Below are 24,269 nucleotides of genomic sequence, written 5' to 3' on the forward strand. Positions count from 1 at the left end.
CGCGGATCGGCTGGATGAGTGTCTTCGCAAGAAGAGACGCCGTCCAGCTGGTTGCGGCCCGCTCATCGTTGAGATGATGCAAAGCTGGAGGACATCAGGATGGGTATGGTGATGATCAAGTGCCCGGAAACCGGAAATGCCATTCCGACGGGCATCGAAATGGATCGCGAGAGATTTCGGTGCAGCGCGGTATTCTTTTCGCGCACCTATTGCAGGATGTGCGCTGCGACACACGAATGGTTCGCCAAAGAGGCCTGGGTTTACGAGTCGGTCTTGGCGAACGGGAGGTCCGGGGGGGAGCCATACCGTCCGGGTGCGGCGTGAATGAGCCTTGGCGCATCCTGCGAAACGATCCGATCGATCCTGCGGCTCATCACCTTGTAGCACTCGCAGGCGATGACCTCGAGTCGATGCCTGTCGATCTCGAGCTGGCCACGCCGGTTGGATTTGATCGCCCTTGATGTACGAAGTGCGCTCACCACGTGTGTGACCGTGGTGCGCCGGACTCCGAGCAATTCCGACAGCGTCTCCTGCGTCAGGGGCAGGACGTCACCGCCATCCGTCCGATCGTGAATGTGAAGCAGCCAGCGGGCGAGGCGCGCTTCGACGGAGTGCAGCGCATTGCAGGCAGCGACGTGCAGGAATTGCGTCATCACCGCCCGGCTGAGAATCTGAACCGCAGTTGCGAGCGCTGGGCTGCGTTCGAGCGCAGCGTAAAGTCGCGCGGGCGAGATCTGCAGCGCGGTCCCGGCCACGCGGACGACCGCGGTCAGGGGTGACCGGGTCGGGCCGAGCGCCGTCATGAGCCCGACCGCACCGTCGTTGCCGATCACGGCCGTTGCGGCCGTCTGTCCGTTCGGCAACTCCATGATGAGCGCGATCGCGCCGCTACAGGGAAAATAGAGGTGCTCGATCTTGTCGCCTGATCGAACCAGGACTGCGTCGTGCTGGAGTGGTACTTTTCGCAAATGAGGTGCAAGCAAAGCGAAATCGGCCGGCGGTAACGCAGCTAGCACTCGATTACCAACTCTGGTCGCGTGCTCCATCACGGGAATCGTCCCTGGACGGACGCCCGGCAAACGCATCTTCACCAACCGGGCCGCGTCGAAACAAACGCTTCCTGAAAGTTAAGGTTCCGCCGACGGATTGGCAAGCCCGCACGCGAAGGTCTCGGACCGCAATCGGACTTCGGAGCTCGCCGGTTGCGAAGCTGCGCATCCGGCGCCGCTCCTACCGCAATCCCTCATACACCATCAGCCCGCGTGCGATCTGCAATTTGCGGATCGCGCGCGGCAGCAGTTTTTCCGGCTGATGCAGATAGCGCCAGGAGGTGAGGGTGAAGGCACCGAGCGTACCGCATTCGTCGTCGAACGGCGCCAGCACGCCGGTCACGCTGACGGGTGTATGCGGGCGGGCATTGAAGGGGAGCAGCAGCAACTCGAGATGCGCCTTGCTGCCGTTCTCGCGTGCGGCGGTGACGCCGGCGATCGCGCCCAGCGTCTCGTCGGCGACGATTGTGGTGATCTCCTCGATCTCGCCGCGGCTGGCTTCGTTGAACAGGGCCGCAAAGCTCCGGTCCTTGAGGTCGCTCCCCGCGAGGGCGCAGACGCGCGTGCCGGCGACGCGGAACGGGAAGCCGAGGTTTGGCTCGCAGGACAGCACGAAGATGTCACCGAGCAGGTCGCGCACGGCGGCCGGATCGATGTCGGCCCGATCAGGGGCCCGCGCCGTGCCGCGCTGCTTGTCCCAATACGCGAAGAACGCGCGGCTCGACGGATGTTTCATGACTGAACGCTTACCCCGGGGCGCAACCTCACGGGACAAACCTGTCCCGCTTCAGTGCACCCGCGATCCCTTTGGCTGTTGTGCAGGAGGGGATTTGCAGCGTCCATGCCGCGAGGGCGTTTTTGGCCCCCCGGGAGCTGTCTTTGCGTCGTTAACGTTAAATTAACTATGCGCTTTGCGTCGGTGGCCCGCCTGTTATGGTGATCGCGGTCGCAAGCCCCGCCGGTTTTTCCAGGTTCTCGGCGAGGCCTGTACTTTGGGCGTCAAACAGTTTGGTCACGGGACCGCGGGAGGGGTGGGGATACACCTTGATCCCAGGGGTATCGGAAGTCCGACACGGATAGGCAGGGCTTTCCCAGGGCCCTGCCTTTTCCTTTTGTGCACTTGCGCAAGGCCGGCAAAGGCGACTATCTCCAAGCCTATTGCTCCGATCGCGCCTGAAAGCGAAGCTGCCTTGGATTCCCCGCCAAATTCTCCGCAGGATTCTCCGGATCTGCCGGCCGTCCATGACGAGCCTCCGCGCGAGCCGATCCTGACGCTGCCCGGGGCACTGACCGCCTATATCGCCCTGCTGGCACTGATCCATCTGCGGGTGCTGCTGCCGCCGGAGATCGAGAACTGGACCATCGACGTCTTCGGCTTCATCCCGAAGCGCTACGATTCCTCGCTGCTCAACTTGCAGATCCCGGGCGGGGCGGGTGCGAAGGTCTGGACCTTCGTCACCTATTCGCTGTTGCACGCCAACCTGACCCATCTGGGCTTCAACGTGCTTTGGCTGTTGCCGTTCGGCAGCGCGCTGGCGCGGCGCTTTGGCGCCATCAGGTTTTTCGTGTTCCTGGCGGTGACGGCGGCGGCCGGCGCGCTCGCCCATCTCGTCACCCATGAGCATGCGGTGGCGCCGATGATCGGCGCCTCGGCCTCGGTGTCGGGGGCGATGGCGGCGGCGATCCGCTTCGCGTTCGCCCGCGGCAGCTTCCTGTCGTTCAGCCGTTCGGACGCCGATACCGCCGCGAAGGTTCCGGCGCTGCCGCTGTCACGCGCGCTGCGCGACGGGCGGGTGGTCGGCTTCCTCGCGGTGTGGTTTGGCGTCAACATTATCTTCGGCGTCGGCGCGATCGGCGTCGACTCCGAGACCACGAGCGTGGCTTGGCAGGCACATATCGGCGGCTTCTTCGCCGGGCTCCTGCTGTTCGCGCTGTTCGATCCCGTGCCGCGCGTGCGAAGCGATGCTGCGGATGCGTCATCACGGGACGTTTCAGATCATATTTGAAGCGGCGCTTGCGGCGCGGCCTGAATTCATCCATCATTCCCGGGAAGAATGTTCCGAAGCGACACGTCGTTAGCGACGATGCTTCGCAAAGCGCCTGAGCGTGAAACCGGCGCCCCAAACTGTTAGTTGAAGACTCGCGAACAAGTCCGACCGCCAAAGGGCGGACGGCTCCGATTCAGGGAGGCCACAATGACGGTACGTTCCATTCTCAACACCAAGGGCCACCAGATCATGAGCGTCGAGCCCGACGCCAAGCTGTCGGCCGCGATCAAGCTGCTGGCTGAGAAAAAGATCGGCGCGGTGCTGGTGATGAATCAGAGCCGGCTCGAAGGCATCCTGTCCGAGCGCGACATCGTGCGCGTGCTCGGCGAGCGCGGTGCCGGCGTGCTGGAAGAGCCGGTCGCTGAGGTCATGACCCGCAAGGTCGTCACCTGCAAGGAGACCGATACGGTCGCCGAGCTCATGGAGATGATGACCACAGGCAAATTCCGCCATCTGCCCGTGATCGACAACGGCAAGGTGGTCGGCCTGATCTCGATCGGCGACATCGTCAAGCGCCGCGTCCAGGAATACGAGTCCGAACAGGAAGCCCTGCGCGACTACATCAAGACGGCCTAGGCGGCCGCTACTCGACTGCCTTCACTCGTCTGCCTTGGGTGCGCTGCCGGTGGGCGCCGGCGCGAGCACCTCGATCGCCTCCTGGATCGACTCCAGCGCGCGCTCGGCGGCGCGTGTGCCGTGCGCGATCAAGTCCTCGGAACGATGGAAGTCGAACCAGCCGAAATGGCCGACCCGCGGTGTGATCAACAGGTCGGGCGGATCGCCGGCAAGGCGGGCGCGCGTGATGCGGTCCTGCATGATGTTGAAGGCATCCACCATCACCGAGGAGATGCCGGGTCGTCCGCCCCCGCCGAAGAATTCGCGCTTCATGGTCTTCTCTGGCGAGAAGAGCCGCGGGAAACGCCGCTTGGTCGTCGGCTCCTCGGATACGACTGCGACTGGCGCGGGCATCGCGCCGTGTGAATAGATCGTCGTGGAATGGGTGAAGATGTCGCTGGAAAGATTTGCGGCGATGACGATTTCCGCGCCGAGCGCGCGAGCGGCGGAGACCGGCACCGGATTGACCAGCGCGCCGTCGACCAGCCAGCGGTCACCGATCAGCACGGGCGCAAAGATGCCGGGCAGCGCATAGGAGGCGCGCATCGCGTCGACCACGCGGCCACGCGTCAGCCAGATCTCGTGGCCGGTCCGAACCTCGGTCGCGACGGCGGCGAACTTGATCGGAAGCTCCTCGATCAGGGCCTGTCCGACCGCCGCCTCAAGACGGGTTGCCAGCTTCTCGCCGCCGAGCAGGCCGGAGCCGTTAAGGCGGATATCGAGATAGCCGAGGATGTTGCGCATGCCTTGCAGGCTGCGTCCCCACTCTTCGAACGTATCGAGCCGGCCAGCCGCATGGAGGCCGCCGACCACGGCGCCAATGGAGGTGCCCACCACGACGTCGGGCACGATGCCGTTGGCGATCAGGGTTCTCAGGATTCCGATATGGGCGAAGCCGCGCGCCGCGCCACCGCCGAGGGCGAGGCCAATGACCGGCCGGCGGATGCTGCCGAGGCCGACCTTTTCGCCGGCCTTCTCGCTATTGGAGCCGTTGGCGCTCCGCCCCTTCAACATGTCCAGCACCGATACTCTCCTACCCCGGCCAGCGCTCCCACCAGAGTAGGCGCCGTACTTCCGCTCCGCCATAACGAGGGCGAACCATGGTTTATACCGTTCGGGACGCAGGGGGCAGCAGTGTGGCGAGGGGCGTTGTCGTCAGCCCAATCACGCAGCCGTCAGCCGGGTTCCATAGAACCGTATTTCCTGGGGGTTCCGAGGCTTGAATTTGCCGCGTTTTCGGTGAAAAGCAGGGGCATGACACACGGGGGTGACGGCATCATCGGATGGCGGCGCGGCGTTCGGCTGCTGCCGGCGCTGATCCTTGCCGCCTGCCTCGTAGTTCCAGGTCAAAACGCCGCGCAGGCGCAGCTTTTCTCCGACCGTCCGCCCCCGGTCCCCCCCGCATCGGTGCCTGACCCCGGCAGCGCCATCAATCTCGCACCGCCCTCCGGGCCGGGCGCGGGACCCCCGAGCCTGCCACCGACCCTGATGCAACCGGCGACGCCCAGCATGCCGCCGCCCGCGGTCACGACCGTGCCGCCGGCCGCCCCACTCAACGCGGCCGCGCCCGGCCAGGGCGTACTGTCGCTGACCGCGAAATACGGCAAGGATTCTCCCGCGATCAACAGCGGCCTCGTCTGGCGCGTGTTCGCCGACCGTCCCGACGAGAACGGCACCTTCAAGCTGATCCGCGAGGACCGCAACGCCACGCCCAACATCGTGCTGCCGCCGGGCAATTACGTCGTGCACGTCGCCTTCGGCCTCGTCAGCGCGGTGCGCACCGTCAGCCTGAAGGCGGAGACGGACCGCGAATCGTTCGTGCTGCCGGCCGGGGGCCTGCGCATCGAGGGTCGCGTCGGCACCAGCCGTATTCCGCAGAACCAGATCTCGTTCGCGATCTACAAGGGCAGCCAGTTCGAATCCGGCGAGCGCGCCTCGCTGGTGCCCAACGTCGCCGCCGGCGACGTCGTGCTGATCCCGGAGGGTACCTACTACATCATCTCCAACTATGGCGACGCCAATTCGGTCGTGCGTTCGGACATTCGCGTCCAGGCCGGCAAGCTCACCGACGTCACCATCACCCACCGCGCCGCCGTGATCACGCTCAAGCTCGTCAGCGACAGGGGCGGCGAAGCGCTCGCCAACACCGCCTGGTCGGTGCTGACACCGGGCGGCGACGTCATCAAGGAATCGATCGGCGCCTTCCCGCGCGTGGTGCTCTGCGAAGGCGAATACCGCGCCATCGCCAAGAACGAGGGCAAGGTCTACGAGCGTGGCTTCAACGTCGTGAACGGCGTCGACGGTGAAGTCGAAGTCGTCGCGCGGTAGCGCTCGAGCGGCGATGTCGCCCGGGGCGAAACGCTGGACCTGCGTTCGGCACAATGCTTCTCATCCCGCGCACAATTAACCCATCTCTAAATACCGTCTATTATTATGCGTGCGAGTAACAGAAGGCCCAGGGACCGCAGTATTCTGCTTTGAATACCGCCCGCAAGCGCTACCAAGACACCTGTCGGATGTGAAGAAACACCTGTCGTGATGGGTTATTCCAAGCCTTGCGCTTTCAACACAGCCGGTGGACGATACCCATTTCCGATAATCAATTTTATTCTCTTTCCATCCCGCTGCGTTATATGTCGGGCATCTCTCTAACGGGGGAGGCCGGAGCAGGCGTATTCGTTGCGAGACCGGCAGGAGCAGGGGGCCAAGCCCGTCGGCATGTTCGAAGTGATCCTCACGAGGCGCAAGCGGTTCGGCTGGCGATGGCAAGTGTGCGACCAGTCCGGCAGGATATTTGCCGACGGCTTCGAGCGCACCCGGCCGGCCGCCAAATATCATGGCGAGCGCGCGTTGTTCTTCCTGTTGTCGCAGGCACATCTGCCCAACCGCTCCGCCGCCTCGAGCGAGGACTAGAGGGGTCGAGCCGCTTGAGCCCGGCGCGTCGGCTCTATCCGGGCTACGAGACCTTGCGTTGCCCGACGGGCAAAACACCCAACATGCCCGTCAGGGTCCGTTGATGCTCCGGTTGCCCGGTTCTCCGCCGTGCATCGTAGCGCAACCTGCTTCTCGCATAGCGGTCCATGGGAGCCAACCGGCTCCCGGTCTTCCCTGCGTCCTCTTTCACTTGAGGGCAAGGCGTTGAGGCAAAGCTCGGGCGAAACAAGCCGCGAGGATGCGAAGGCGTGTCTGCAATAGAGATGCGAATGATGAGCGATCGTGCCACCCCACACTCCGTCGTTGCGAGGAGCCCTTGCGACGAAGCAATCCAGAGTCTTTCCGCGGATGCATTTCTGGATTGCTTCGCTGCGCTCGCAATGACGAGGTTGATGCAGTTGTGTGGGTAAACTTCCCAACGTCGTCCTGGCGTAAGCGGGGACGCGGCGGCGCTGTCGCCAGCGCTCGGCGCGCGTCGAAACGCAACCGTCATAGTCTCTAACACGCACTAACCAACACCTGACTTAAAACTGTCATAATCACCGAACCGAACCTGCGCCGGCAGGCTTTTTACACGCCGTTAAGTGCACCTGCATTGGATGCGCCGGGATAGTGCGTTGGGGACTGCCATGAGTGCCGCGAAGAAGATGCCGGGAAAACCGGCCGCCGAAATGTTCGATGACATCCCGGTGCTTCAACGCAAATGGCGTGCCGCGTTGAAGCCGGGCGAACGGCTGCCGCGCTACGAGGACGTGATGCTCGGCAGCCTTGGACGGCTCGCCGACCATATCGCGCTGCTGAGGGGTGACGGCGCGCTCGAACTGTCGCGCCGTGGACGTTACGTGCAGAAATGGCTCGGCGAGGAGCGCTGGGACATTCCCGTCGCAGAGCTGTCACCCGATTGCGCCACGGCGCTGACGGAAGCAGCGGCGATCGCGCTCGCAACGGGACAACCGCATCATGCGAGCGCGCATTGCGTGCGCGACGGCATGGTCAGGACTTACGATCTGCTGGCGCTGCCGACCGCCTCGCGCTGGGGCGCCACGCTGGTCGGCGCCTACATCAACGAGCGCGGGACGCAATATAATCTCCTCGACGCGATTTTCTCCGCGACCGACGATGCGGTGGTTTCGCTGGCGACGCTGCGCGACGCAAGAGGCGAGCCGTTCGATCTCCAGATCGTGCACCACAATAAAAGCGCAAGCGTGCTGCTGAAGGCCGCAACCGGAAGCCTGCTGTGGCGGCGGGTCAGTGAGGGGAGCACGCTGCTCGCCGCACCCGAGATCATGGGCTTCCTGCTCAAGGCCGTCTCGGGCGGCCGCGGCGAGCAGCTCGAGATCGAGACCGACGGACGGCATCTCCGCCTCGGCGCCACGGCCTTCGCCGACGTGGCCTCGTTGACGATCTCCGACGTCACCGCCTTGAAGCGGCGCGACGCCTCGTTCCGCCTGCTGTTCGATAACAACCCGATGCCGATGTGGGTGTTCGACGCGCAGACCAAGCAATTCCTCAACGTCAACGACGCCGCAGTCCAGCATTACGGTTACAGCCGCGCCAGCTTCCTGCGCATGAAGCTGCACGAGATCTGGCCCGAGGACGAGTGGGAGAGCCACGCCGAGGCGCTCGAACGCGTCGGCGAAGCCTATCATTCCTCGCGCAACTGGCGGCATCTGCGCGCCGACGGCAGCGAGATCGAGGTGCTCACCTTCGGCCGACGCGTCGCCTTCGATGATCGCGACGGCTACCTGGTCGCCGTGGTCGACATCACCGAGCGTCGCAAGGCCGAGGCGCGGATCGCCCACATGGCCCACCATGACGGGCTCACCGACCTGCCGAACCGCGAATATTTCCAGGAGCGGCTGAAGCAAGCACTCGACCAGACCGGGGGAAAGCGGGTCGGTGTGCTCTACATCGATCTCGATCTGTTCAAGAACATCAACGATTCCTTCGGGCATCCGGCGGGCGACCGCCTCCTCAAGCAGGTCGCCGAACGACTGACCACCGCGGTCCGTGGTGCCAATCTGGCGGCCCGGCTCGGCGGCGACGAGTTCGCCGTCATCCTGGCGGCCGACGTCTCGCCGAACGAGGCCAGTGCCTGTGCGAGCCTGCTGATCGACATGCTGAAGGCGCCCTATGACATCGACGGCCAGGAAATGGTGATCGGCGCCAGCATCGGCATCGCGCTGTCACCAGGTGATGGCACGACGTCCGAGGAGTTGATGCGCAACGCCGACATGGCGCTGTACCGGGCGAAGTCCGACGGCGGCGGCGTGCACCACTTCTTCGAGCGCGAAATGGACCTCCAGGCACAGAAGCGCCGCGACATGGAGCTCGATCTGCGCCGTGCATTTGCCAATGGCGAGTTCGAGCTGCACTATCAGCCGCTGGTGTCGATCGCCTCCGATCGCATCTCCGGCTTCGAGTCGCTGCTGCGCTGGCGTCACCCCGACAAGGGCATGATCTCGCCCGCCGAGTTCATTCCGGTTGCCGAGGACATCGGTCTGATCACCCAGCTCGGCGAATGGGTGCTGCGAGAGGCCTGCGCCGAAGCCGTCAAATGGCCCGTCGACATCAAGGTCGCGGTCAATCTCTCGCCGGCGCAATTCCGCAGCCGCAATCTGGTTCAGGTCGTGATCTCGGCCCTGGCGCAGTCCGGCCTGTCGCCGAAGCGGCTCGAGCTCGAAATCACCGAGTCGATCTTTCTGGCGGAGACCGAGGCCAACCTCGCCATCCTGCATCAGTTGCGCGAGCTGGGTGTCGGCATCTCCATGGATGATTTCGGCACGGGCTATTCCAGCCTCAGCTATCTCCGCAGCTTTCCCTTCGACAAGATCAAGATCGACCGTTCCTTCGTCAAGGATCTGGCGCAGCGGCCCGATTGCAGCGCGATCGTGCGCGCGATCTCCGGGCTCGGCCGCAGCCTCAACATCACCACGACGGCGGAAGGCGTCGAGACCGAGGACCAGCTCGACTGGCTGCGCGCCGAAGGCTGCAACGAGGTGCAAGGCTTCCTGTTCAGCGCGGCGCGGCCCGCCGCCGAGATCGCAAAGCTGCTCGCCGATTTCGGCCAACGCACCTCACGGGCGGCGTAGTCCTTCGGGGTAGCAGTCATAGACCAGCGCCTTGAACGCAGGCGTGATGCGGCTGCGCTCGTTCTGGGTCTGCTGCATCATGAGATAGACCATGTCGAGCTTGGGATCGACGCCGAAATAGGTGCCGCTCCCGCTGTCCCATTTCAACTCGCCGAGCGAGCCCGGCGGCGGCGGTTTCGCGTTGCCGGGATCGGTGCGCACCGCAATGCCGTAGCCATAGCCGAAGCCGTCGCCCGGGAAATAGAAATAGTCGCGTCCGACGCCGGAGCCTGGCCCTATGTGGTCGGTCGTCATGGCCTTGAACGCAGCAGGGCTCAGATAACGCTTGCCCTCGAACTCGCCGCCGTTGAGCAGCATCTGCGCGAAGCGTTGATAATCGGTGATGGTCGAGAGCAGCCCGCCGCCGCCGGACTGCCATTCAGGATGGTCGAGACGCTCGCGCTCGCCAGCGAGCAGGATGAAATCGTTCGGCAATGGCCGTGCCATCCGCGCCAGCTCGTCCTCCGTCGCCAGTACGAATTTGGTGCTGCTCATGCCGAGCGGATCGAAGATGCGCTGCTTGAGGAATGCGTAGAGCGTCTGCCCGGAAATGATCTCGATCACGGCGCCGAGCACGTCGGTGGAATGGCCGTAGCGCCACAACGTGCCCGGCTGCCGCGCCAGCGGCAGCTTCGCAATCCGGTCGGCGAACTCCCTGTTGTTGAAGGGACCGTCGAAGATGTTGGCGGCCCTGTAGGCCTGCTCGACCCATTGGCCGCCGATATAGTCGTAGCTGATGCCCGAAGTGTGCCGCAGCAGGTCCTCGATGTTGACGGGACGGACCGGCGGGACGAGATCGAGTTCCAGCTTGCCGTCGGGCTTGGTGATCTCCATGCCCACCTTGGTGTCGGCGAAGAGGGGGACGTATTTCGACACGGGGTCGGTGAGCGCGAGCTTGCCCTCGTCGATCAGCATCATCGCGCCAAGGCACGTGATCGGCTTGGTCATCGAGTGGATGGCGAAGATCGTGTCGGGCGTCATCGCAAGGCCGGTCCTGGTGTCGCGCAGGCCGAATGTCTTCAGGTAGACGGGCTTGCCGTGCTGCTGGACCAGGATCACGGCGCCCGGCAGCCGGCCGCTCGTCACCTCGTTGTCGAAATAGGCCGTGATGCGGTCGAGCCCATCGGGCGACGGGGCGGGGATGTCTGCGGCGCGGCCTCGCGCCATCGAGCCGGCGAGCATCGCGGCTCCGAGCAGAAATTCACGCCGTCTCATCCGGACTTCCTCCCTCGCCGGGATCAAAGCCGCAAGACGTTGAGGGCGTCAACAAGACATCGATTAAAAACGCGTCACGATTTCCGAAAGGAACGGTCGCGGACGGTCTTCGCTCGGCTTGGTCGGCGTGCCGATGTGGACGAGGCCGGCGAGCTTCTCGTCCGGCTTGAGGCCGAGTCCGTCAAGCACGTCGCGATCGAAGGCGAACCAGCCAGTCAGCCAGCAGGCGCCGTAGCCGAGGGCGGTTGCGGCCGTGACGATGTTCATGGCGCTGGCGCCCGCCGACAATTCCTGCTCGAACGCCGGCACCTTCGGATGCGGCTTGGTGAAGCTGACGATGCCGATCACCAGCGGCGCGTCGGTGAGGCGCTTGCGCTCGGTCTCGACGTCGGCGGCAGGCGCGCCGGGATTCTTCCGGGTGAAGACTTTCGCGATCACCTCGCCGGCGCGCTGGCGGGCATCGCCCTCGAAAATGATGAAGCGCCAGGGCGCCAGCTTGCCATGGTCCGGCACGCGTGCGCCGATGGTGAGGATCGTCTCGAGCTCGGCTGCGGAGGGGCCAGGTCCGGTCATCTCGCGCGGCTTGACCGAGCGGCGGGTCTTCAGAAGTTCAATGGCGTCTGGCACTGCGATATCCTCTTCAGCTGGTCGGCGGGCGTGCAGACCCGAGATAGGCATGCACGCCCGCAACCGGAAGCGAGTTTAGATCGATTTCAGGGATCAGACGGCACCACGCGCCCGCTGGACGTCCGGCGGGGTGGCCTCCTCGAGGAGGGCCGCGATCGCCTCCTGCGTTGTCATCACCTTCTGGCCGTCGCTGCCGAGGCGGCGGACGGAGACCGAATGCGTCTCGGCCTCCTTCTTGCCGACCACGAGCAGCGCCGGGATCTTGGCCAGCGAGTGCTCGCGGACCTTGTAGTTGATCTTTTCGTTGCGCAGGTCGATCTCGACCCGAAGCCCGGCGCGCCGCGCCTGCTCGACGACCTGCTTGGCGTATTCGTCAGCTTCGGAGGTGATGGTGGTGACCACCACCTGCACCGGCGAGAGCCAGAGCGGGAAGTTGCCGGCGTAGTGCTCGATCAGGATGCCGATATAGCGCTCCATCGAGCCGCAGATCGCGCGGTGCACCATCACCGGCGGTTTCTTGCCGCCGTCATGGTCGATGTAGAATGCCCCGAAGCGCTCCGGCAGGTTGAAGTCGACCTGCGTGGTGCCGCACTGCCAGTCGCGGCCGATGGCGTCGCGCAGCACATATTCGAACTTCGGGCCGTAGAAGGCGCCTTCGCCCGGATTGATCTCGGTCTTGATGTGATTGTTCTGCGACTGGATCTCGCGCAGCACGGTCGCCATCACGCGCTCGGCATGATCCCACATCGCGTCCGTGCCGACGCGTTTCTCCGGCCGGGTCGAGAGCTTCACGGTGAGATCGCCGGTAAAGCCGAAGTCGGCGTAGGTCGACAGGATCAGGTCGTTGATCTTCAGGCATTCCTCGGCGAGCTGGTCCTCGGTGCAGAAGATGTGCGCATCGTCCTGGGTGAAGCCGCGCACACGCATCAGGCCGTGCATGGCGCCGGACGGCTCGTAGCGGTGCACCACGCCGAACTCGGCGAGGCGCAGCGGCAGGTCGCGATAGCTCTTCAGGCCGTGCTTGAAGATCTGCACGTGACCGGGGCAGTTCATGGGCTTGAGCGCAAACCAGCGCTTGTCCTCGGCCTCATCGCCGGCCGACTGCGCCGCGAACATGTTCTCGCGGTACCAGCCCCAATGGCCCGAGGTCTCCCACAGCGCCTTGTCCAGGATCTGTGGCGCATTGACCTCGCTGTAGTCGCCGGTCAGGCGCCGCCGCATATAGGCGATCAGCTGCTGGAAGATGGTCCAGCCCTTCGGGTGCCAGAATACGACGCCCGGACCTTCCTCCTGGAAATGGAAGAGGTCGAGCTCGCGTCCGAGCTTGCGGTGGTCGCGCTTCTCGGCTTCCTCGATCTGCTTGAGATAAGCGTCGAGGTCCTCCTGCTTGGCGAAGGCCGTGCCGTAGATGCGGGTCAGCATCGGGTTGTTGCTGTCGCCGCGCCAATAGGCGCCGGCCACCTTCATCAGCTTGAAGGCATTGCCGACCTTGCCGGTCGAGGTCATGTGCGGGCCGCGGCAGAGATCGAACCAGTCACCCTGATAATAGATCTTGATCGGCTCGTTGCCGGGAATGGCGTCGACCAGCTCGACCTTGAAGGCTTCGCCCTTGTCGCGGAACACCTGTTTGGTCTTCTCGCGATCCCAGACCTCCTTGGTGAAAGGTTTGTCGCGCGCGATGATCTCGCGCATCTTCTTTTCGATCGCGGCAAAATCTTCCGGGGTGAACGGCTCGTTGCGGAAGAAGTCGTAATAGAAGCCGTTCTCGATCACCGGACCGATGGTGACCTGGGTGCCCGGCCACAGCGATTGCACGGCTTCGGCCAGCACATGCGCGCAGTCGTGGCGGATCAGCTCGAGCGCGCGCGGATCGTCGCGGTTGATCAGCTCGATCTTGGCATCGGCTTCGATGGGATCGTCGAGGTCGGCGATGACGCCGTCGAGCGCCATCGCGACCGTGCGCTTGGCCAGCGAAGGCGAGATGCCCTTGGCGATCTCGAGGCCGGTGATGCTCTTGTCGTATTCGCGCCGGGCGCCGTCCGGGAAGGTGAGGGTGACTTTGGCGGCGGGGGTCACGGGCTTCAGATTGCTGAGGGAGTACTGGAAGCCGGATTCGGACTTGGGCTGGTCGGTCATTGCTTTTCTCCTGAAGCTCACTCCTGCGAACGAGCGCAGGTAAGCGGGAACGAGCGATATATCAGGCGATTCGGCCTGTGCAATCGGGCATTTCCAAGAAAATCCGCGCGCATAGCCGGTGTCCGCGCCAACTATTTCGTAAAGGCCCTTTCATTGGCGGGACGTCCGCTCTACATGCACCTGCATGGAAAAACCCCGCGCCGGCCGTTTCGCGCCAACCGCCCTGATGCTCGGCAACATCGTCACCGGCTGCTCGGTGCTGGCACCGGCGGGCATGCTGCCGGAGTTGGCGACCGGCCTCGACGTCAGCATCCATGCGGCCGGGCTCCTGATCACCTTCGGCGCGATCACGCTGTGCATCGGCTCGCCGCTGACGGCCTGGCTGACTAGCCACATCGATCGGCGGACGCTGCTCACGACGACGCTGGCCGTGCTTGCCATCGGCAATCTCGCCTCGGCCTTCGCGCCCGACTATGCGAGCCTGCTGGCGATCCGTCTGGTGATGCTTGCAGTCGGCGCGCTCTATACGCCGCAGGCCGCAGGCACGGCGGCGCTGATCGTGCCGGCAGAGCGGCGTGGCAGCACGATTGCCTACATCTTCCTCGGCTGGTCGTTGGCGGCCGCCGTCGGCCTGCCTCTGATCACTTTCATCGCCAGCCGCTATGGCTGGCGCGCGGCCTATGGCGAGATCGGCGCGCTTGGCTGCATCAGCTTCCTGTTGTTGATGCTGCGTCTGCCGGCGAACCTGAAAGGCACGCCGGTGGATATCAAGACCTGGGCCGAGGTCGGCCGCAGCAAGACGATTCTGCTTCTGCTTGCGATCACCATGCTGCAAATGTCCGGGCAGTTCGTGGTGTTCACCTTCATGGGTCCGCTGCTCAAGAAGCTCACCGGCGCCGGACCCGATGCCATCGGCATGGTGTTCGCGCTGTACGGCATCTGCGGCTTCCTCGGCGTCGCCATCGCGACCCGCATCGTCGACACCTCCGGGCCTTACCGTACCTCGCTGCTGTTCACCTCCCTGCTGCTCGCGGGGATCAGCGGCTGGGCACTCGGCGCCGGCACGCTCGCATTGATGGCGGGCGCGGTCGCGGTCTGGGGCCTCGGCTTTGCCTCGACCAATTCGATGCAGCAGGTGCGGCTGGTCGCGGCCGCGCCGTCGCTGGCATCGGCGACCGTCGCCCTCAACACGTCCGTCCTCTATGTCGGCCAGGCGGTCGGCTCGGCCATCGGCGGACTGCTGTTCGCTCGCGAGCTCCTGCACACGCTCGGCTTCGTGGCGGTGGGTTTCGTCGTATCGGCGCTGATCCTGGTGGTTCTGACCCGGCCGGCTGCTGCCGCACCGGCCTGAATCCCGCGGTTTCCTGTGCGCAAGGTGCTTGGCAAACAGCGCGTGAGGGCGCTAGAACGCCGGTCATGGGGACCAAAGAGAGTTGACTGAAATGAGGATGATTCTGGCGGTTGCCGCGGTGCTCTATTCAGCCTCCGCATTTGCGCAAGCCGATAAGCCACCGATGGTGGGGGACAAGCCGCTGGTGCAGGTCAAGCCGAAGGGGATCAAAGAGGCTCAGGCCAAGCCACCCGCCGCCCCGAAGGGCAAGCCGCAATCGATCGCGGTGCGGCTCCAGGCTTGCCTCGAGATCGATGACGGCACCAAGGACCGCCTCAACTGCTACGACGGCGTGATCCCGCCGGCACCGAAGCCGAAGCCGGGAAAGGCCAAGGGCTACGCAGATTGCCGTTTCTTCAAGGAAGAGGATGAGCGGCTGGCCTGCTTCAACGGCTTTGCCGAGAGCATTCCGAAGCTGCCCAAGAACTGACGAGCCAAGAACTGACCGGGCGAATGCTCAGTCACTGATCCGGCTCAGGACAGCCCTGAAGGCAACGCCCGGCACTTGCAGCGCATTGCCTTCGAATTCCGCGGTGTCGCCGTCCTCCCGGCCGGTGAGCGTCAGCGTGACCCGGTCGAGGCCGAACAGTGCCTTGAAGGTCGGGTCGTCGTTATAGCGCTGCGTGGAGATCTTGACCTTGATGGTGTCGCCTTCGCCCGTGTAGGTGCCGATGAAGGCGAACGCGGAGTTGCCGCCGCGCATCTTGCCATCGGTCACATAGATGATGCCGCAGCCGGTTCCGTGAACCGTGTGGAAGTCGGCCTTGTACAAACCCTGACGCACTACCTGTCCCCACTGAATTCCAGACTGCAACTCGGCAGGCAAATTAGGGTCGTTGTTGGCGGAAGCAAATCCGGTGGCTTGCGGGGATGTTGGCCATTCAACATCACATTTTGATCAACGCTTTAGAGATTGCAGACAGCGCCGCCGAATACCGGCTGGCAAATATCGCAAGATACTTGATTTGACGCGTTTTCTTCACGCGAACCGGTATCCACTTCGCTCGAACACGCTCTAACGGCTCGATGCGGATGGATTGGTGGAGGCCACGCGCGTGAGCGCGAGCGAGGGTGTTGCCGACATCTTCACCAGCACGTCCTTGAGCGGATCCCGCGTCCAGGCCCGCGTCACGTAGTCACGATGGGTGATACCCTCGCCTGTCTCCACGAACACCACGCTGCCGGGCCGCAACGGCCCGTCCATGTCCTCGGAGACGCTGATGCCCTTCTGCCTGAGCATGCTCATCAGCTCGCGATCGCGCCGTGCGGTGTAGCGGGTGTAGGCGCTGACAAAGAAGCCTGAGCGGTGGCTCTCGATCCAGGAGGCGAACTTGTCCATTTCGCCATAGACCGCGTCGAGCAGCACGACGCCGCGGACGCGGTCGCTGATACCGCCGACCTCGAGGCTCCAGGCCGTCGGCAGGAAGCCGCCGCTATAGCCGACGATCACGATCGGCATGTTGGCGAAGGCACGCGCGCTGTTGGGATCGCCGGTGAGCCGGGCCAGATGGTTGGCCGACTCCTCCATGAAGCGCTTGAGGCCGCCCGCCTGCCAGAATTTGCCGGCGCTGGAATCGGCGGCATCCACCGCCATCTGCGGCGCGAGCAGGATGGCATTGGCGCCGGAATCGGTAATCTGTTTCGGCACCAGCTGCCGGTCACGCACGTCACGCACGAGCGTGGCGCCATTGCCGTGGAAGAACACCACGATCACGCCCGGCTTGCGAACGTCGAAATGCTCGGGGACGTGCACCAGCACGCGGTTGTCGCTGTAGGTTTCGTCCTGCCAGTAGATGCGCCCCGAATAGCTGCGGTGGCCGCGGCGGTCGCCCTTGGATATGTTGAGGAAGGGGGCGTCGGAGGCAGGGTTGTTGCCGAAATAGGGGAAGGCCGACGACTTCATGCTGACGAGCGTCGTCAGGTCCTCGCGGGGCGGACGCTTGTAGGGGACCTGCGGCTCGAGCGAAGCCACCTTGTAGGGCGCCTGCTCCGGTTGCGGCTGCTGCACGGCGCGCTTGGGCGAGAAGTCCGACATCTGCCGTTGCAGAAAACTCTCGCTCGCCGAGGGGAAGCGCTCCCTAAACTGCGGGGCAGGGAAGCGATCCTCGAACGTGTCGCCGCTTGCCACCTGCGTATTGGTCTTGGCGACCACTTGCACGTTGGCCTGCGAGTTCGCCGCGAGCGCCGCCGGATTGGGCGCCCTGCCGCATTGAGCCAGCGTGAGCGACAGCGGCACCAAGGCCGAGATCAGACCGACCTGGAGCACACGACTGCGCGCGCCGGAGGTCGTCCGGTCGCCACGCGTGTCAGCTCTCAGTTTCGGAACGGCCCCGACCATCCACCCATGACCCCAAGTCACGCCCTTAAGTCACGTCTCTTAAGTCACGTCCTTCGGCAATTTCTAAGAACAATTGAGCCGACTGGCGTTTAGGCGACGTTAAGCGTCGGAGAAACTTCCCCACATCCGGAACGCTCAAAGGGACCATGCAATCGTGTCGTGATTGTGGGGGAGAAGAACAGGATTGTCCGGGGTTTCCCGGGGCTTATTGCCCAAGACCATACATAAAAAGGTGTCGAAATACCTGTTTCGTTTGCCTCATTTATCCCTTGTTAACCCTGCTTGAATTGACTGAATCAATCTGCCCAATGCTTCACACGAGGCGTGACGCCGGAGGCTTGAGGACCCCGATGACGGCATCAAATGCGGGTACCGCGCCCTGGATTGGCCGGCTGATCGGAAGCGGGGCGGGGGTCTCCGTTCCGGTCGCGACCGCCATCGTTGTTGCCGACATGATCGGGGTCGGCGTCTTCACCAGCCTCGGTTTCCAGGTCAAGGACATCCCGTCCGGCTTCTCGATCCTGCTGCTCTGGACGGTCGGCGGCATCGTCGCGCTGTGTGGGGTGTTCTCGTACAGCGAATTGGGCGCGATGTTTCCGCGCTCCAGCGGCGAGTACAATTTCCTCGGCCGGGCCTATCATCCCGCCTTCGGCTTTCTCGCCGGGTGGGTGTCGGCGACGGTAGGATTTGCGGCGCCGGTTGCGCTCGCCGCGATGGCGTTCGGCGAATACGCCAAATCGGTCGTGCCCGATCTGCCGCCGATCCCGCTTGCTATCGGCGTCGTGTGGCTGGTCTCGCTCGTGCAACTGACCGGCGTCAGGCACTCCGCGACGTTCCAGCTGATCTCGACGGTTCTGAAGGTCGTGCTGATTGTGGCTTTCCTGGTGGCCGGCTTCGTCATCGGCGTGCCGCAGCAGATCGCCTTCACGCCGCAGCCGGGCGATCTCGCCCACATCGTCAGCGCGCCTTTCGCGATCGGGCTCGTCTTCGTGATGTATTCGTTCTCGGGATGGAATGCTGCGACCTATATCATCGGCGAGATGAACACGCCGCAGCGCAGCCTGCCGCGCGCGTTGCTCGTGGGGACGATGATCGTGCTCGTCCTGTACGTCGCCCTGAACGCGGTGTTCCTCTACTCGACGCCGGTCAGCGCGCTGGCCGGCCAGCTCGACGTCGCCAGCGTTGCCGGCAGTGCCATCTTCGGCGGCCTCGGCGGCCGGATCGTCGGTGCGATGATCTGTGTCGGCCTGATCTCCTCGATCAGCGCGATGATGTGGATCGGCCCGCGCGTGATGATGACGATGGGCGAGGACATTCCGGCGCTGCGCGTGTTCTCGCAGAGGTCGGCGAACGGTGCGCCGGCCTATGCCATCCTGTTTCAGCTTGCCGTCGCGACCCTGCTGCTGTTCACGCGCAGCTTCGAGGCGGTGCTCGACTTCATCCAGTTCGCGCTGCTGTTCTGCTCGTTCTTCACCGTCGCGGGCGTCATCAAGCTCCGCATCACCGATCCCAACCTGCCACGGCCGTATCGCGCCTGGGGATACCCGTTCACGTCGCTGGTTTTCCTGCTCGTGACCGCCTTCATGATGTACTACCTCTTGACCGAGCGGCCGCTGCAGTCGCTGTCGGGGATGCTCGTCATGCTCTCGGGCCTGTTGATTTATGCTGTTTTCCGCAGGCGGCCGGTCGCCGCTGCCGCTTCACCACATCGCGAATAGACATGTTCCGACCCCTGAGAACTGCGGCTGTCGCCCTTGCCCTGCTGGCCATGGCCGTCTCGTCCACGCATGCCGCGGAGGTCACCTTTGACGACACCGCGCGCTTCCTTGCGGGCATGCAGCCTTCGGCGGACTCGCCGCTGGTGCCGCTCACGACGGACCCGGGCTGGCAGCGTCACGCAAAGTTCTTCGACGGCGCCTTCGCCCAGCTCGAGCAGCGGCAGCTCTCGAAGATCCGCACCTGGGCCGATGTCAATCTCGCCGCGCCCCGGCCGACCATGTTCTACCTCTTCAGCGGTCCGGATTTCCTCTACGCCAACACCTTCTATGCCAAGGCCAGCACCTATGTGCTCGGCGCGCTCGAGCCTGTCGGCGCGGTGCCTGACCTGACGCGGCTGCCGCGCAGTGCGGTCGGCGCTGCGCTCTACAATGTCGAGCGCTCGCTCGGCTCGATCCTGAGCTTCTCCTTCTTCATCACCAAGCACATGAAGGTCGACCTGCACGCCAATCGGGTCAACGGCACATTGCCGATCCTCTATGTCTTCCTCGCTCGTTCCGGCAAGACCATCCGCAATGTCGAGATGGTCGCGCTCGACGACAAGGGTGGGATACATGTCGGCAACGACAATCCGGGACGGAACGCGACGCGCGGTGTCCGCATCACCTTTGCCGGCAGCGATGGAGAAGCGCGCACGCTGTATTATTTCTCGACGGATCTTTCCAATTCCGGCGCACGCGCGGCTGGCTTCCTGAAATTCTGCGAGACGCTCGGCCCCGGCAACAGCCTGCTCAAGAGCGCGTCCTATCTGCTGCATTCCGGCAACTTCACCGTCGTGCGCGACTGGCTGCTCGCCAACAGCGCCACCATCATCCAGGATGATTCCGGCATTCCGCTCGCGAATTACAATGCGCGGCAATGGCGGTTCTTCCCCTTCGGCCGCTATCTCGGACCGATCGACGAATTCCCCGGCCGCTATCAGGAGCGCTACGCCGAACTGTTCACGCGCGCCCAACCGATCGATTTCGGCGTGGGCTATCGCTGGCGGACGCACGAGTCGAACCTGTTGCTGTCGGTGAAGGTGCCGGGCAGCGAGGCCGCGCCGGCGACGGAAACCACCTCGTTCGCCGAGCCGCCGCCGAAGCCGCCGCGTCCGAAGCGGCTGCGCCCGCCCGAGTCGATCCCGCCGCAGTCCGGGCGTTTCTTCTGGTTCCGATAGCTACCAGTGCACGCTCTGGCTCGGCACGATGAATGCCGTCGTGCTCGGCGGCGTCGCAAGGCTCGTCGCCAGATACCAGCCGGAGCCGAGCACGAGCGCCAGCAGGGCGACAATCGCGAGCAGATCCATGGTTCGGCGGTCGTGATGGCCTCTGCGACCAGGATTTGGCCCGAGCCCGAGGTGAAAATGAGGGCTGATTTTCCAGCGCATTGTTGTTTCCTCCCGATGGGAGCATCACATCAATGCGAGGTGAGAGTTCCGGTTCCAGTCAGGACAGCGATGCAAAAAGCACCGCACAAACTCAGGGTGCATTGACCCCGCGCCAGCGGCCGTAGCGCCAGGGCAGATACCAGCGCGCACCGTGTGGTGGTGTGAGCGGCACATTGTCGATCCCGGAAGTGCCGAAGGGATTGCAGCGCAGCAGCCGCGCGAGCGTCATCCATCCGCCGCCCCAGAGTCCGAACCGTTCGATCGCCTCGTCACCATAGATCGAGCAGGTCGGCAGGTGCCGACAATTGTAGCCGACGAGCGGCGATAGCGTGTGCCGATAGAGCCAGATCAGCGCGCGGCCGAATCGACGCGGCAGACGAACTGCGCTCGCGACGGGATTGGAACAGTGGTCGCAGGCTGAATGCTTCATGTGCGCTTTGCCGCGACGTTAAGCGAAGTATTGCCCGGTTCCGACGCAGGGAACAGCAAGGTGTTGTTTTCGCGCCATATTTTACGTGCTTTTTGGGAGCACTGCAGCAAGTCCGTGTAGACGAGCTGTATTCCCCCGGATACCATTTTTATGACACTCGTGAAAACATACGACTGTATGATGGACTCATCGAGCGCGAAGCGGGGATAATCGCGCCAATGGGCTTGGGGAAGGGATCAGTTTGAAACTTCTGAAGTCGCTCAACCTTCGCGGCTGGTTGTTGGTGGGAACCGCCGCTTGTGGAGTCGTGCTGGCCGGTGCCGTCGCGACACTCGGATCGTCGGCCCGGGCCGGTGCGGCCCTCGAAGAGCGCAAGCTGCCGATGAAGTTCAGTTGGGTTGCTTGCGAGCCGAATTGCCGCGGCTGGGTCAGCGCGGTCGGCATCATCACCGCTGATACGCCCAAGGATTTCGAGGAGTTTTCGCGCGGACGCCAGCTTGGGGGCGCCACCGTCGTGCTCGATTCCAGCGGCGGTTCGGTCAACGATGCGATCACCCTCGGTCGGCGCTTCCGCAATCTCGGCCTCCTGACCACCGTCGGCATCAGTCTTCAGAACCGCGGCGGGCAGGGCGCCCGTCCGGCGGTCGCGCCCGAAGCCTATTGCGAATCCATGTGCGTGTTCCTTCTGCTGGCCGGCAAGAAGCGCTACGTGCCGGAAGCCGCTCATGTCCGGGTTCACCAGATCTGGATGGGCGATCGCGCCGACGATGCGAGGGCCGCGAGCTATAGCGCGCAGGACCTGATGATCGTGGAGCGCGACATCGGCCGGCTCGCCAAATACACGTTCGACATGGGCGGCGCCGGCGATCTGCTGTCGCTCGCGCTCAGCGTGCCGCCGTGGGAAGATTTGCACGAGCTTGACGCCGGCGAGCTCAAGCTCACCAATCTCGTCACGACGGACCTCGTGGCTGACGTGCTGCCACACGTGGACATCTCCGCGCCGGCAATGGCGGAGCTTGGGCCGAAGACGCAGGCCAGGTTCGGTGCGGAACCGGAGCAGGCTGCCAAGTCGACCAAGACCGCGGAAGCCTTGGTGCCGACGGGCGCAGCACCGGCTACGGCGGCGCAGAAGTAAGCTCTGAAATCTCGGCAGTCATTCCGGGGCGCACGCAGCGCGAACTACGGTGCGCAATTGCGCACCTGAGAATCTCGCGCTGCAATCTCCAGATTCCGGGTCCGTCGCTCTGCGACGCCCCGGAATGACGCGCCGAATGTTCAGCCTTGCGCTGCCGCCGGCTGCTTCGCCTTGGCTTCGATCTGGCCGATGGCATCGACCACGGCGTCGAAGGTGAGAAGCGTTGAGGCATGGCGCGCCTTGTAGTCGCGGACCGGCTCGAGGAACTTGATCTCTTCCCATTTGCCTTGAGGAGGCGCACCGTTCTCCTTCAGCATCTTGCGAACGGTTTCGCGTAACTCACGGAGTTCGCTCGCAGTCGAGCCGACGATTTGGCTTGCCATGATGGATGAAGAGGCCTGGCCCAAGGCGCAGGCCTTCACGTCATGGGCGAAGTCGGTGACGGTGTCCCCGTTCATCTTGAGGTCGATCTTCACGGTCGAGCCGCACAGCTTGGAGTGGGCGGTGGCGGAGGCATCGGGGTCCGACAGCCGCCCGAGGCGCGGAATATTCCCGGCCAGTTCGATGATCCGCTTGTTATAGATGTCGTTCAGCATGTGATGGAGTCCAACACTTCCGCACCGGATCGGCCTTGGCGGGCGCCGTCCATGGTCCTATATAAGGGCGGAACCTGCGGAAAAACAGTCCAGCGGGGTGGCCCAGACCCTGTGGCCCGCGTTGGTGGTGAGGATCTCTTCCACCAGGTTCAGTTGTTCTCTTCAGGCGTCCGGCGGCTTGCCGCCCCGTCTGCCGGTGACACTCCGGCCGTTGAGGCCGTCGAACGGAGTCGATATGGACGCTGCAATCAAATCCATCCGCCCCAACAAGCCTTCAGACCGGCAGCCGGAGAGCCGCCCCGCAGAGCTTGATCCTGCCGAATTCCTCGCGGCCGCCGTCCGCGCCGACCAGCCGCGCCCGGCGCGTGCCGAGGCGGAAGCGGCGGTGAGGACGCTGCTCGCCTATATCGGCGAGAACACTGAGCGCGAAGGCTTGCTCGATACGCCGCGCCGCGTGGTCGAGGCTTTCGACGAGCTCTATCAGGGCTATCACCAATGCCCGGCCGAGGTTCTGGATCGCACCTTCGGCGAGACGGCGGGCTATGATGATTTCGTCCTGGTGCGCGACATCGAGTTCACCTCGCAATGCGAGCATCACATGATGCCGTTCTACGGCAAGGCGCACATCGCCTATACGCCGGTGGAACGCGTCGTCGGCCTGTCCAAGCTCGCGCGCCTGACCGATATCTTTGCCCGCCGGCTCCAGACCCAGGAGCACCTGACGGCGCAGATCGCGGCCGCCATCGACGAGGTCCTCAAGCCCCGCGGCGTTGCGGTGCTGATCGAGGCCGAGCATACCTGCATGTCGGTGCGCGGCGTCGCCAAGCATGGCGCCTCCACCTTCACCAGCCGCTTCACCGGCATGTTCCGCGACAATCCGGCGGAGCAGGCCCGTTTCCTGTCCCTGGTGCGGGGCCTGCAGCGCTGACCTTGCCGCTGCGCACTTTTCCGGGTCATGCTCTGGCGAGGGTCTTGTGTCCGCTCACTCCCATGAGATCGAGGAAGGTCTCTCGTTCCAGCCCCGGTTCGATGCGGGTGGGCTCGTGACCTGCGTGGCGACGGACGTCGCCACCGGCGACGTGCTCATGGTCGCCCACATGAACGAGGAAGCGCTGCGCAAGACGGTTGCGACCGGCGAGGCGTGGTACTTCAGCCGCTCGCGCAATGGCTTGTGGCGAAAAGGTGAGACCTCGGGTCAGACCCAGCGCGTGATCGAGATGCGTACCGATTGCGACCAGGACGCCATCTGGATCCGCGTCGAGCAGATCGGCGCGGCCTGCCACACCGGGCGGAGGTCCTGCTTCTATCGCAAGGTCGAGGGGGAAGGCGGAGGCGCCAAGCTCGTCTTTGTCGATGCGGAGCTGCTGTTCGATCCGGACGCTGTTTACAAGAAGTAGCAAGCTGTCATTCCGGGGCGCGCGTAGCGCGAGCTACGGTGCGCAATTGCGCACCTGAGAATCCATCGCGCGGCATCACGCGC

23 protein-coding genes are annotated in these 24,269 nt (G+C 64.2%); 12 read left to right on the forward strand and 11 right to left on the reverse strand.

Features of this window, described 5'->3' with window-relative positions; genetic code table 11:
• Positions 1-260: 260 nt before the first annotated feature.
• Together NLM27_RS08195 and NLM27_RS08200 are read right to left on the reverse strand one after the other, a co-directional pair.
• Positions 261-1,085 (reverse strand): Crp/Fnr family transcriptional regulator, encoded by an 825-nt coding sequence (locus NLM27_RS08195; protein ID WP_254142858.1) that lies wholly within the window; start codon positions 1,083-1,085, stop codon positions 261-263.
• A gap of 145 nt (positions 1,086-1,230) precedes the next feature.
• The gene (locus NLM27_RS08200) at positions 1,231-1,785 is read right to left on the reverse strand and encodes a PAS domain-containing protein (RefSeq protein WP_254142859.1); all 555 of its coding nucleotides are present in this window, start codon (positions 1,783-1,785) and stop codon (positions 1,231-1,233) included.
• A gap of 454 nt (positions 1,786-2,239) precedes the next feature.
• Here NLM27_RS08200 and NLM27_RS08205 point away from each other — a divergent pair, with 454 nt between their 5' ends.
• On the forward strand, positions 2,240-3,055 hold the full coding sequence (locus NLM27_RS08205; RefSeq protein WP_254142860.1) for a rhomboid family intramembrane serine protease: 816 nt from the start codon (positions 2,240-2,242) through the stop codon (positions 3,053-3,055).
• A 189-nt stretch (positions 3,056-3,244) separates the two neighbouring features.
• Positions 3,245-3,673, forward strand: a complete 429-nt coding sequence (locus NLM27_RS08210; RefSeq protein ID WP_254142861.1) for a CBS domain-containing protein — start codon at positions 3,245-3,247, stop codon at positions 3,671-3,673.
• A 21-nt stretch (positions 3,674-3,694) separates the two neighbouring features.
• Here the strand turns inward: NLM27_RS08210 and NLM27_RS08215 are convergent, their stop codons facing one another.
• A complete protein-coding gene (locus NLM27_RS08215) occupies positions 3,695-4,735 on the reverse strand; it encodes a patatin-like phospholipase family protein (RefSeq protein ID WP_254142862.1) in 1,041 nt (346 codons plus the stop codon).
• 231 nt (positions 4,736-4,966) lie between these two features.
• Here NLM27_RS08215 and NLM27_RS08220 point away from each other — a divergent pair, with 231 nt between their 5' ends.
• From NLM27_RS08220 to NLM27_RS08230, 3 genes are all read left to right on the forward strand, one after another.
• The gene (locus NLM27_RS08220) at positions 4,967-6,040 is read left to right on the forward strand and encodes a hypothetical protein (RefSeq protein ID WP_254142863.1); all 1,074 of its coding nucleotides are present in this window, start codon (positions 4,967-4,969) and stop codon (positions 6,038-6,040) included.
• A 351-nt stretch (positions 6,041-6,391) separates the two neighbouring features.
• Complete coding sequence (locus NLM27_RS08225) at positions 6,392-6,625, forward strand: hypothetical protein (RefSeq protein WP_254142864.1); 234 nt, start codon at positions 6,392-6,394, stop codon at positions 6,623-6,625.
• A 650-nt stretch (positions 6,626-7,275) separates the two neighbouring features.
• Positions 7,276-9,738: a bifunctional diguanylate cyclase/phosphodiesterase gene (locus NLM27_RS08230; RefSeq protein WP_254142865.1), complete on the forward strand. Its 2,463-nt coding sequence runs from the start codon at positions 7,276-7,278 to the stop codon at positions 9,736-9,738.
• On the opposite strand, the gene NLM27_RS08235 is transcribed toward NLM27_RS08230, so the two are convergent.
• The 3 genes from NLM27_RS08235 to thrS all read right to left on the reverse strand — a co-directional run bounded on the left by NLM27_RS08235 (position 9,724) and on the right by thrS (position 13,755).
• On the reverse strand, positions 9,724-10,992 hold the full coding sequence (locus NLM27_RS08235; protein ID WP_254142866.1) for a serine hydrolase: 1,269 nt from the start codon (positions 10,990-10,992) through the stop codon (positions 9,724-9,726). The two genes, NLM27_RS08230 and NLM27_RS08235, sit on opposite strands and share 15 nt — an antisense overlap.
• A gap of 63 nt (positions 10,993-11,055) precedes the next feature.
• Positions 11,056-11,619, reverse strand: a complete 564-nt coding sequence (locus NLM27_RS08240; protein ID WP_254142867.1) for a nitroreductase family protein — start codon at positions 11,617-11,619, stop codon at positions 11,056-11,058.
• A 93-nt stretch (positions 11,620-11,712) separates the two neighbouring features.
• Positions 11,713-13,755 (reverse strand): threonine--tRNA ligase, encoded by a 2,043-nt coding sequence (gene thrS, locus NLM27_RS08245; RefSeq protein ID WP_254142868.1) that lies wholly within the window; start codon positions 13,753-13,755, stop codon positions 11,713-11,715.
• Between the two features lie 184 nt (positions 13,756-13,939).
• On the opposite strand from thrS, the gene NLM27_RS08250 reads away from it, so the two are divergent.
• Positions 13,940-15,106 (forward strand): MFS transporter, encoded by a 1,167-nt coding sequence (locus NLM27_RS08250; RefSeq protein WP_254142869.1) that lies wholly within the window; start codon positions 13,940-13,942, stop codon positions 15,104-15,106.
• 91 nt (positions 15,107-15,197) lie between these two features.
• The gene (locus NLM27_RS08255) at positions 15,198-15,575 is read left to right on the forward strand and encodes a hypothetical protein (protein ID WP_254142870.1); all 378 of its coding nucleotides are present in this window, start codon (positions 15,198-15,200) and stop codon (positions 15,573-15,575) included.
• Between the two features lie 27 nt (positions 15,576-15,602).
• Here NLM27_RS08255 and NLM27_RS08260 read toward each other — a convergent pair whose 3' ends face one another.
• Positions 15,603-15,929: a GrlR family regulatory protein gene (locus tag NLM27_RS08260; RefSeq protein WP_254142871.1), complete on the reverse strand. Its 327-nt coding sequence runs from the start codon at positions 15,927-15,929 to the stop codon at positions 15,603-15,605.
• Positions 15,930-16,160: 231 nt separating this feature from the next.
• A complete protein-coding gene (locus NLM27_RS08265) occupies positions 16,161-17,483 on the reverse strand; it encodes an alpha/beta hydrolase (protein WP_254142872.1) in 1,323 nt (440 codons plus the stop codon).
• A 350-nt stretch (positions 17,484-17,833) separates the two neighbouring features.
• On the opposite strand from NLM27_RS08265, the gene NLM27_RS08270 reads away from it, so the two are divergent.
• Both NLM27_RS08270 and NLM27_RS08275 read left to right on the forward strand, forming a co-directional pair.
• Entirely contained in the window at positions 17,834-19,201 is a 1,368-nt protein-coding gene (locus tag NLM27_RS08270; protein ID WP_254142873.1) for an APC family permease, read from the forward strand.
• A gap of 2 nt (positions 19,202-19,203) precedes the next feature.
• Positions 19,204-20,418: a hypothetical protein gene (locus tag NLM27_RS08275; RefSeq protein ID WP_254142874.1), complete on the forward strand. Its 1,215-nt coding sequence runs from the start codon at positions 19,204-19,206 to the stop codon at positions 20,416-20,418.
• On the opposite strand, the gene NLM27_RS08280 is transcribed toward NLM27_RS08275, so the two are convergent.
• Both NLM27_RS08280 and yidD read right to left on the reverse strand, forming a co-directional pair.
• Entirely contained in the window at positions 20,419-20,628 is a 210-nt protein-coding gene (locus NLM27_RS08280; RefSeq protein ID WP_254142875.1) for a hypothetical protein, read from the reverse strand. It abuts the gene before it with no gap.
• A 91-nt stretch (positions 20,629-20,719) separates the two neighbouring features.
• Positions 20,720-21,058, reverse strand: a complete 339-nt coding sequence (gene yidD, locus NLM27_RS08285; protein ID WP_254142876.1) for a membrane protein insertion efficiency factor YidD — start codon at positions 21,056-21,058, stop codon at positions 20,720-20,722.
• 241 nt (positions 21,059-21,299) lie between these two features.
• On the opposite strand from yidD, the gene NLM27_RS08290 reads away from it, so the two are divergent.
• Positions 21,300-22,193: a hypothetical protein gene (locus tag NLM27_RS08290; RefSeq protein WP_254142877.1), complete on the forward strand. Its 894-nt coding sequence runs from the start codon at positions 21,300-21,302 to the stop codon at positions 22,191-22,193.
• 140 nt (positions 22,194-22,333) lie between these two features.
• Here the strand turns inward: NLM27_RS08290 and NLM27_RS08295 are convergent, their stop codons facing one another.
• On the reverse strand, positions 22,334-22,789 hold the full coding sequence (locus tag NLM27_RS08295; RefSeq protein ID WP_254142878.1) for an iron-sulfur cluster assembly scaffold protein: 456 nt from the start codon (positions 22,787-22,789) through the stop codon (positions 22,334-22,336).
• Positions 22,790-23,024: 235 nt separating this feature from the next.
• Here NLM27_RS08295 and folE point away from each other — a divergent pair, with 235 nt between their 5' ends.
• Complete coding sequence (gene folE / locus NLM27_RS08300; protein ID WP_254142879.1) at positions 23,025-23,717, forward strand: GTP cyclohydrolase I FolE; 693 nt, start codon at positions 23,025-23,027, stop codon at positions 23,715-23,717.
• 46 nt (positions 23,718-23,763) lie between these two features.
• Positions 23,764-24,186: a phosphoribosyl-AMP cyclohydrolase gene (gene hisI / locus NLM27_RS08305; protein WP_254142880.1), complete on the forward strand. Its 423-nt coding sequence runs from the start codon at positions 23,764-23,766 to the stop codon at positions 24,184-24,186.
• Positions 24,187-24,269: the final 83 nt, after the last annotated feature.

The organism is Bradyrhizobium sp. CCGB12 (assembly GCF_024199845.1).
Taxonomy (GTDB): domain Bacteria; phylum Pseudomonadota; class Alphaproteobacteria; order Rhizobiales; family Xanthobacteraceae; genus Bradyrhizobium.

What these genes read in the sequence shown, in the direction of transcription:
- NLM27_RS08255 (WP_254142870.1), top strand. Translation starts at nt 15,198, where the DNA reads ATGAGGATGATTCTGGCGGTTGCCGCGGTGCTCTATTCAGCCTCCGCA.
- folE (WP_254142879.1), top strand. Translation starts at nt 23,025, where the DNA reads ATGGACGCTGCAATCAAATCCATCCGCCCCAACAAGCCTTCAGACCGG.
- NLM27_RS08295 (WP_254142878.1), bottom strand. Translation starts at nt 22,789, where the DNA reads ATGCTGAACGACATCTATAACAAGCGGATCATCGAACTGGCCGGGAAT.
- NLM27_RS08235 (WP_254142866.1), bottom strand. Translation starts at nt 10,992, where the DNA reads ATGAGACGGCGTGAATTTCTGCTCGGAGCCGCGATGCTCGCCGGCTCG.
- NLM27_RS08195 (WP_254142858.1), bottom strand. Translation starts at nt 1,085, where the DNA reads ATGCGTTTGCCGGGCGTCCGTCCAGGGACGATTCCCGTGATGGAGCAC.
- NLM27_RS08280 (WP_254142875.1), bottom strand. Translation starts at nt 20,628, where the DNA reads ATGCGCTGGAAAATCAGCCCTCATTTTCACCTCGGGCTCGGGCCAAAT.
- NLM27_RS08250 (WP_254142869.1), top strand. Translation starts at nt 13,940, where the DNA reads ATGGAAAAACCCCGCGCCGGCCGTTTCGCGCCAACCGCCCTGATGCTC.
- NLM27_RS08275 (WP_254142874.1), top strand. Translation starts at nt 19,204, where the DNA reads ATGTTCCGACCCCTGAGAACTGCGGCTGTCGCCCTTGCCCTGCTGGCC.
- NLM27_RS08270 (WP_254142873.1), top strand. Translation starts at nt 17,834, where the DNA reads ATGACGGCATCAAATGCGGGTACCGCGCCCTGGATTGGCCGGCTGATC.
- NLM27_RS08265 (WP_254142872.1), bottom strand. Translation starts at nt 17,483, where the DNA reads ATGGTCGGGGCCGTTCCGAAACTGAGAGCTGACACGCGTGGCGACCGG.
- NLM27_RS08220 (WP_254142863.1), top strand. Translation starts at nt 4,967, where the DNA reads ATGACACACGGGGGTGACGGCATCATCGGATGGCGGCGCGGCGTTCGG.
- yidD (WP_254142876.1), bottom strand. Translation starts at nt 21,058, where the DNA reads ATGAAGCATTCAGCCTGCGACCACTGTTCCAATCCCGTCGCGAGCGCA.
- NLM27_RS08210 (WP_254142861.1), top strand. Translation starts at nt 3,245, where the DNA reads ATGACGGTACGTTCCATTCTCAACACCAAGGGCCACCAGATCATGAGC.
- NLM27_RS08230 (WP_254142865.1), top strand. Translation starts at nt 7,276, where the DNA reads ATGAGTGCCGCGAAGAAGATGCCGGGAAAACCGGCCGCCGAAATGTTC.
- thrS (WP_254142868.1), bottom strand. Translation starts at nt 13,755, where the DNA reads ATGACCGACCAGCCCAAGTCCGAATCCGGCTTCCAGTACTCCCTCAGC.
- NLM27_RS08200 (WP_254142859.1), bottom strand. Translation starts at nt 1,785, where the DNA reads ATGAAACATCCGTCGAGCCGCGCGTTCTTCGCGTATTGGGACAAGCAG.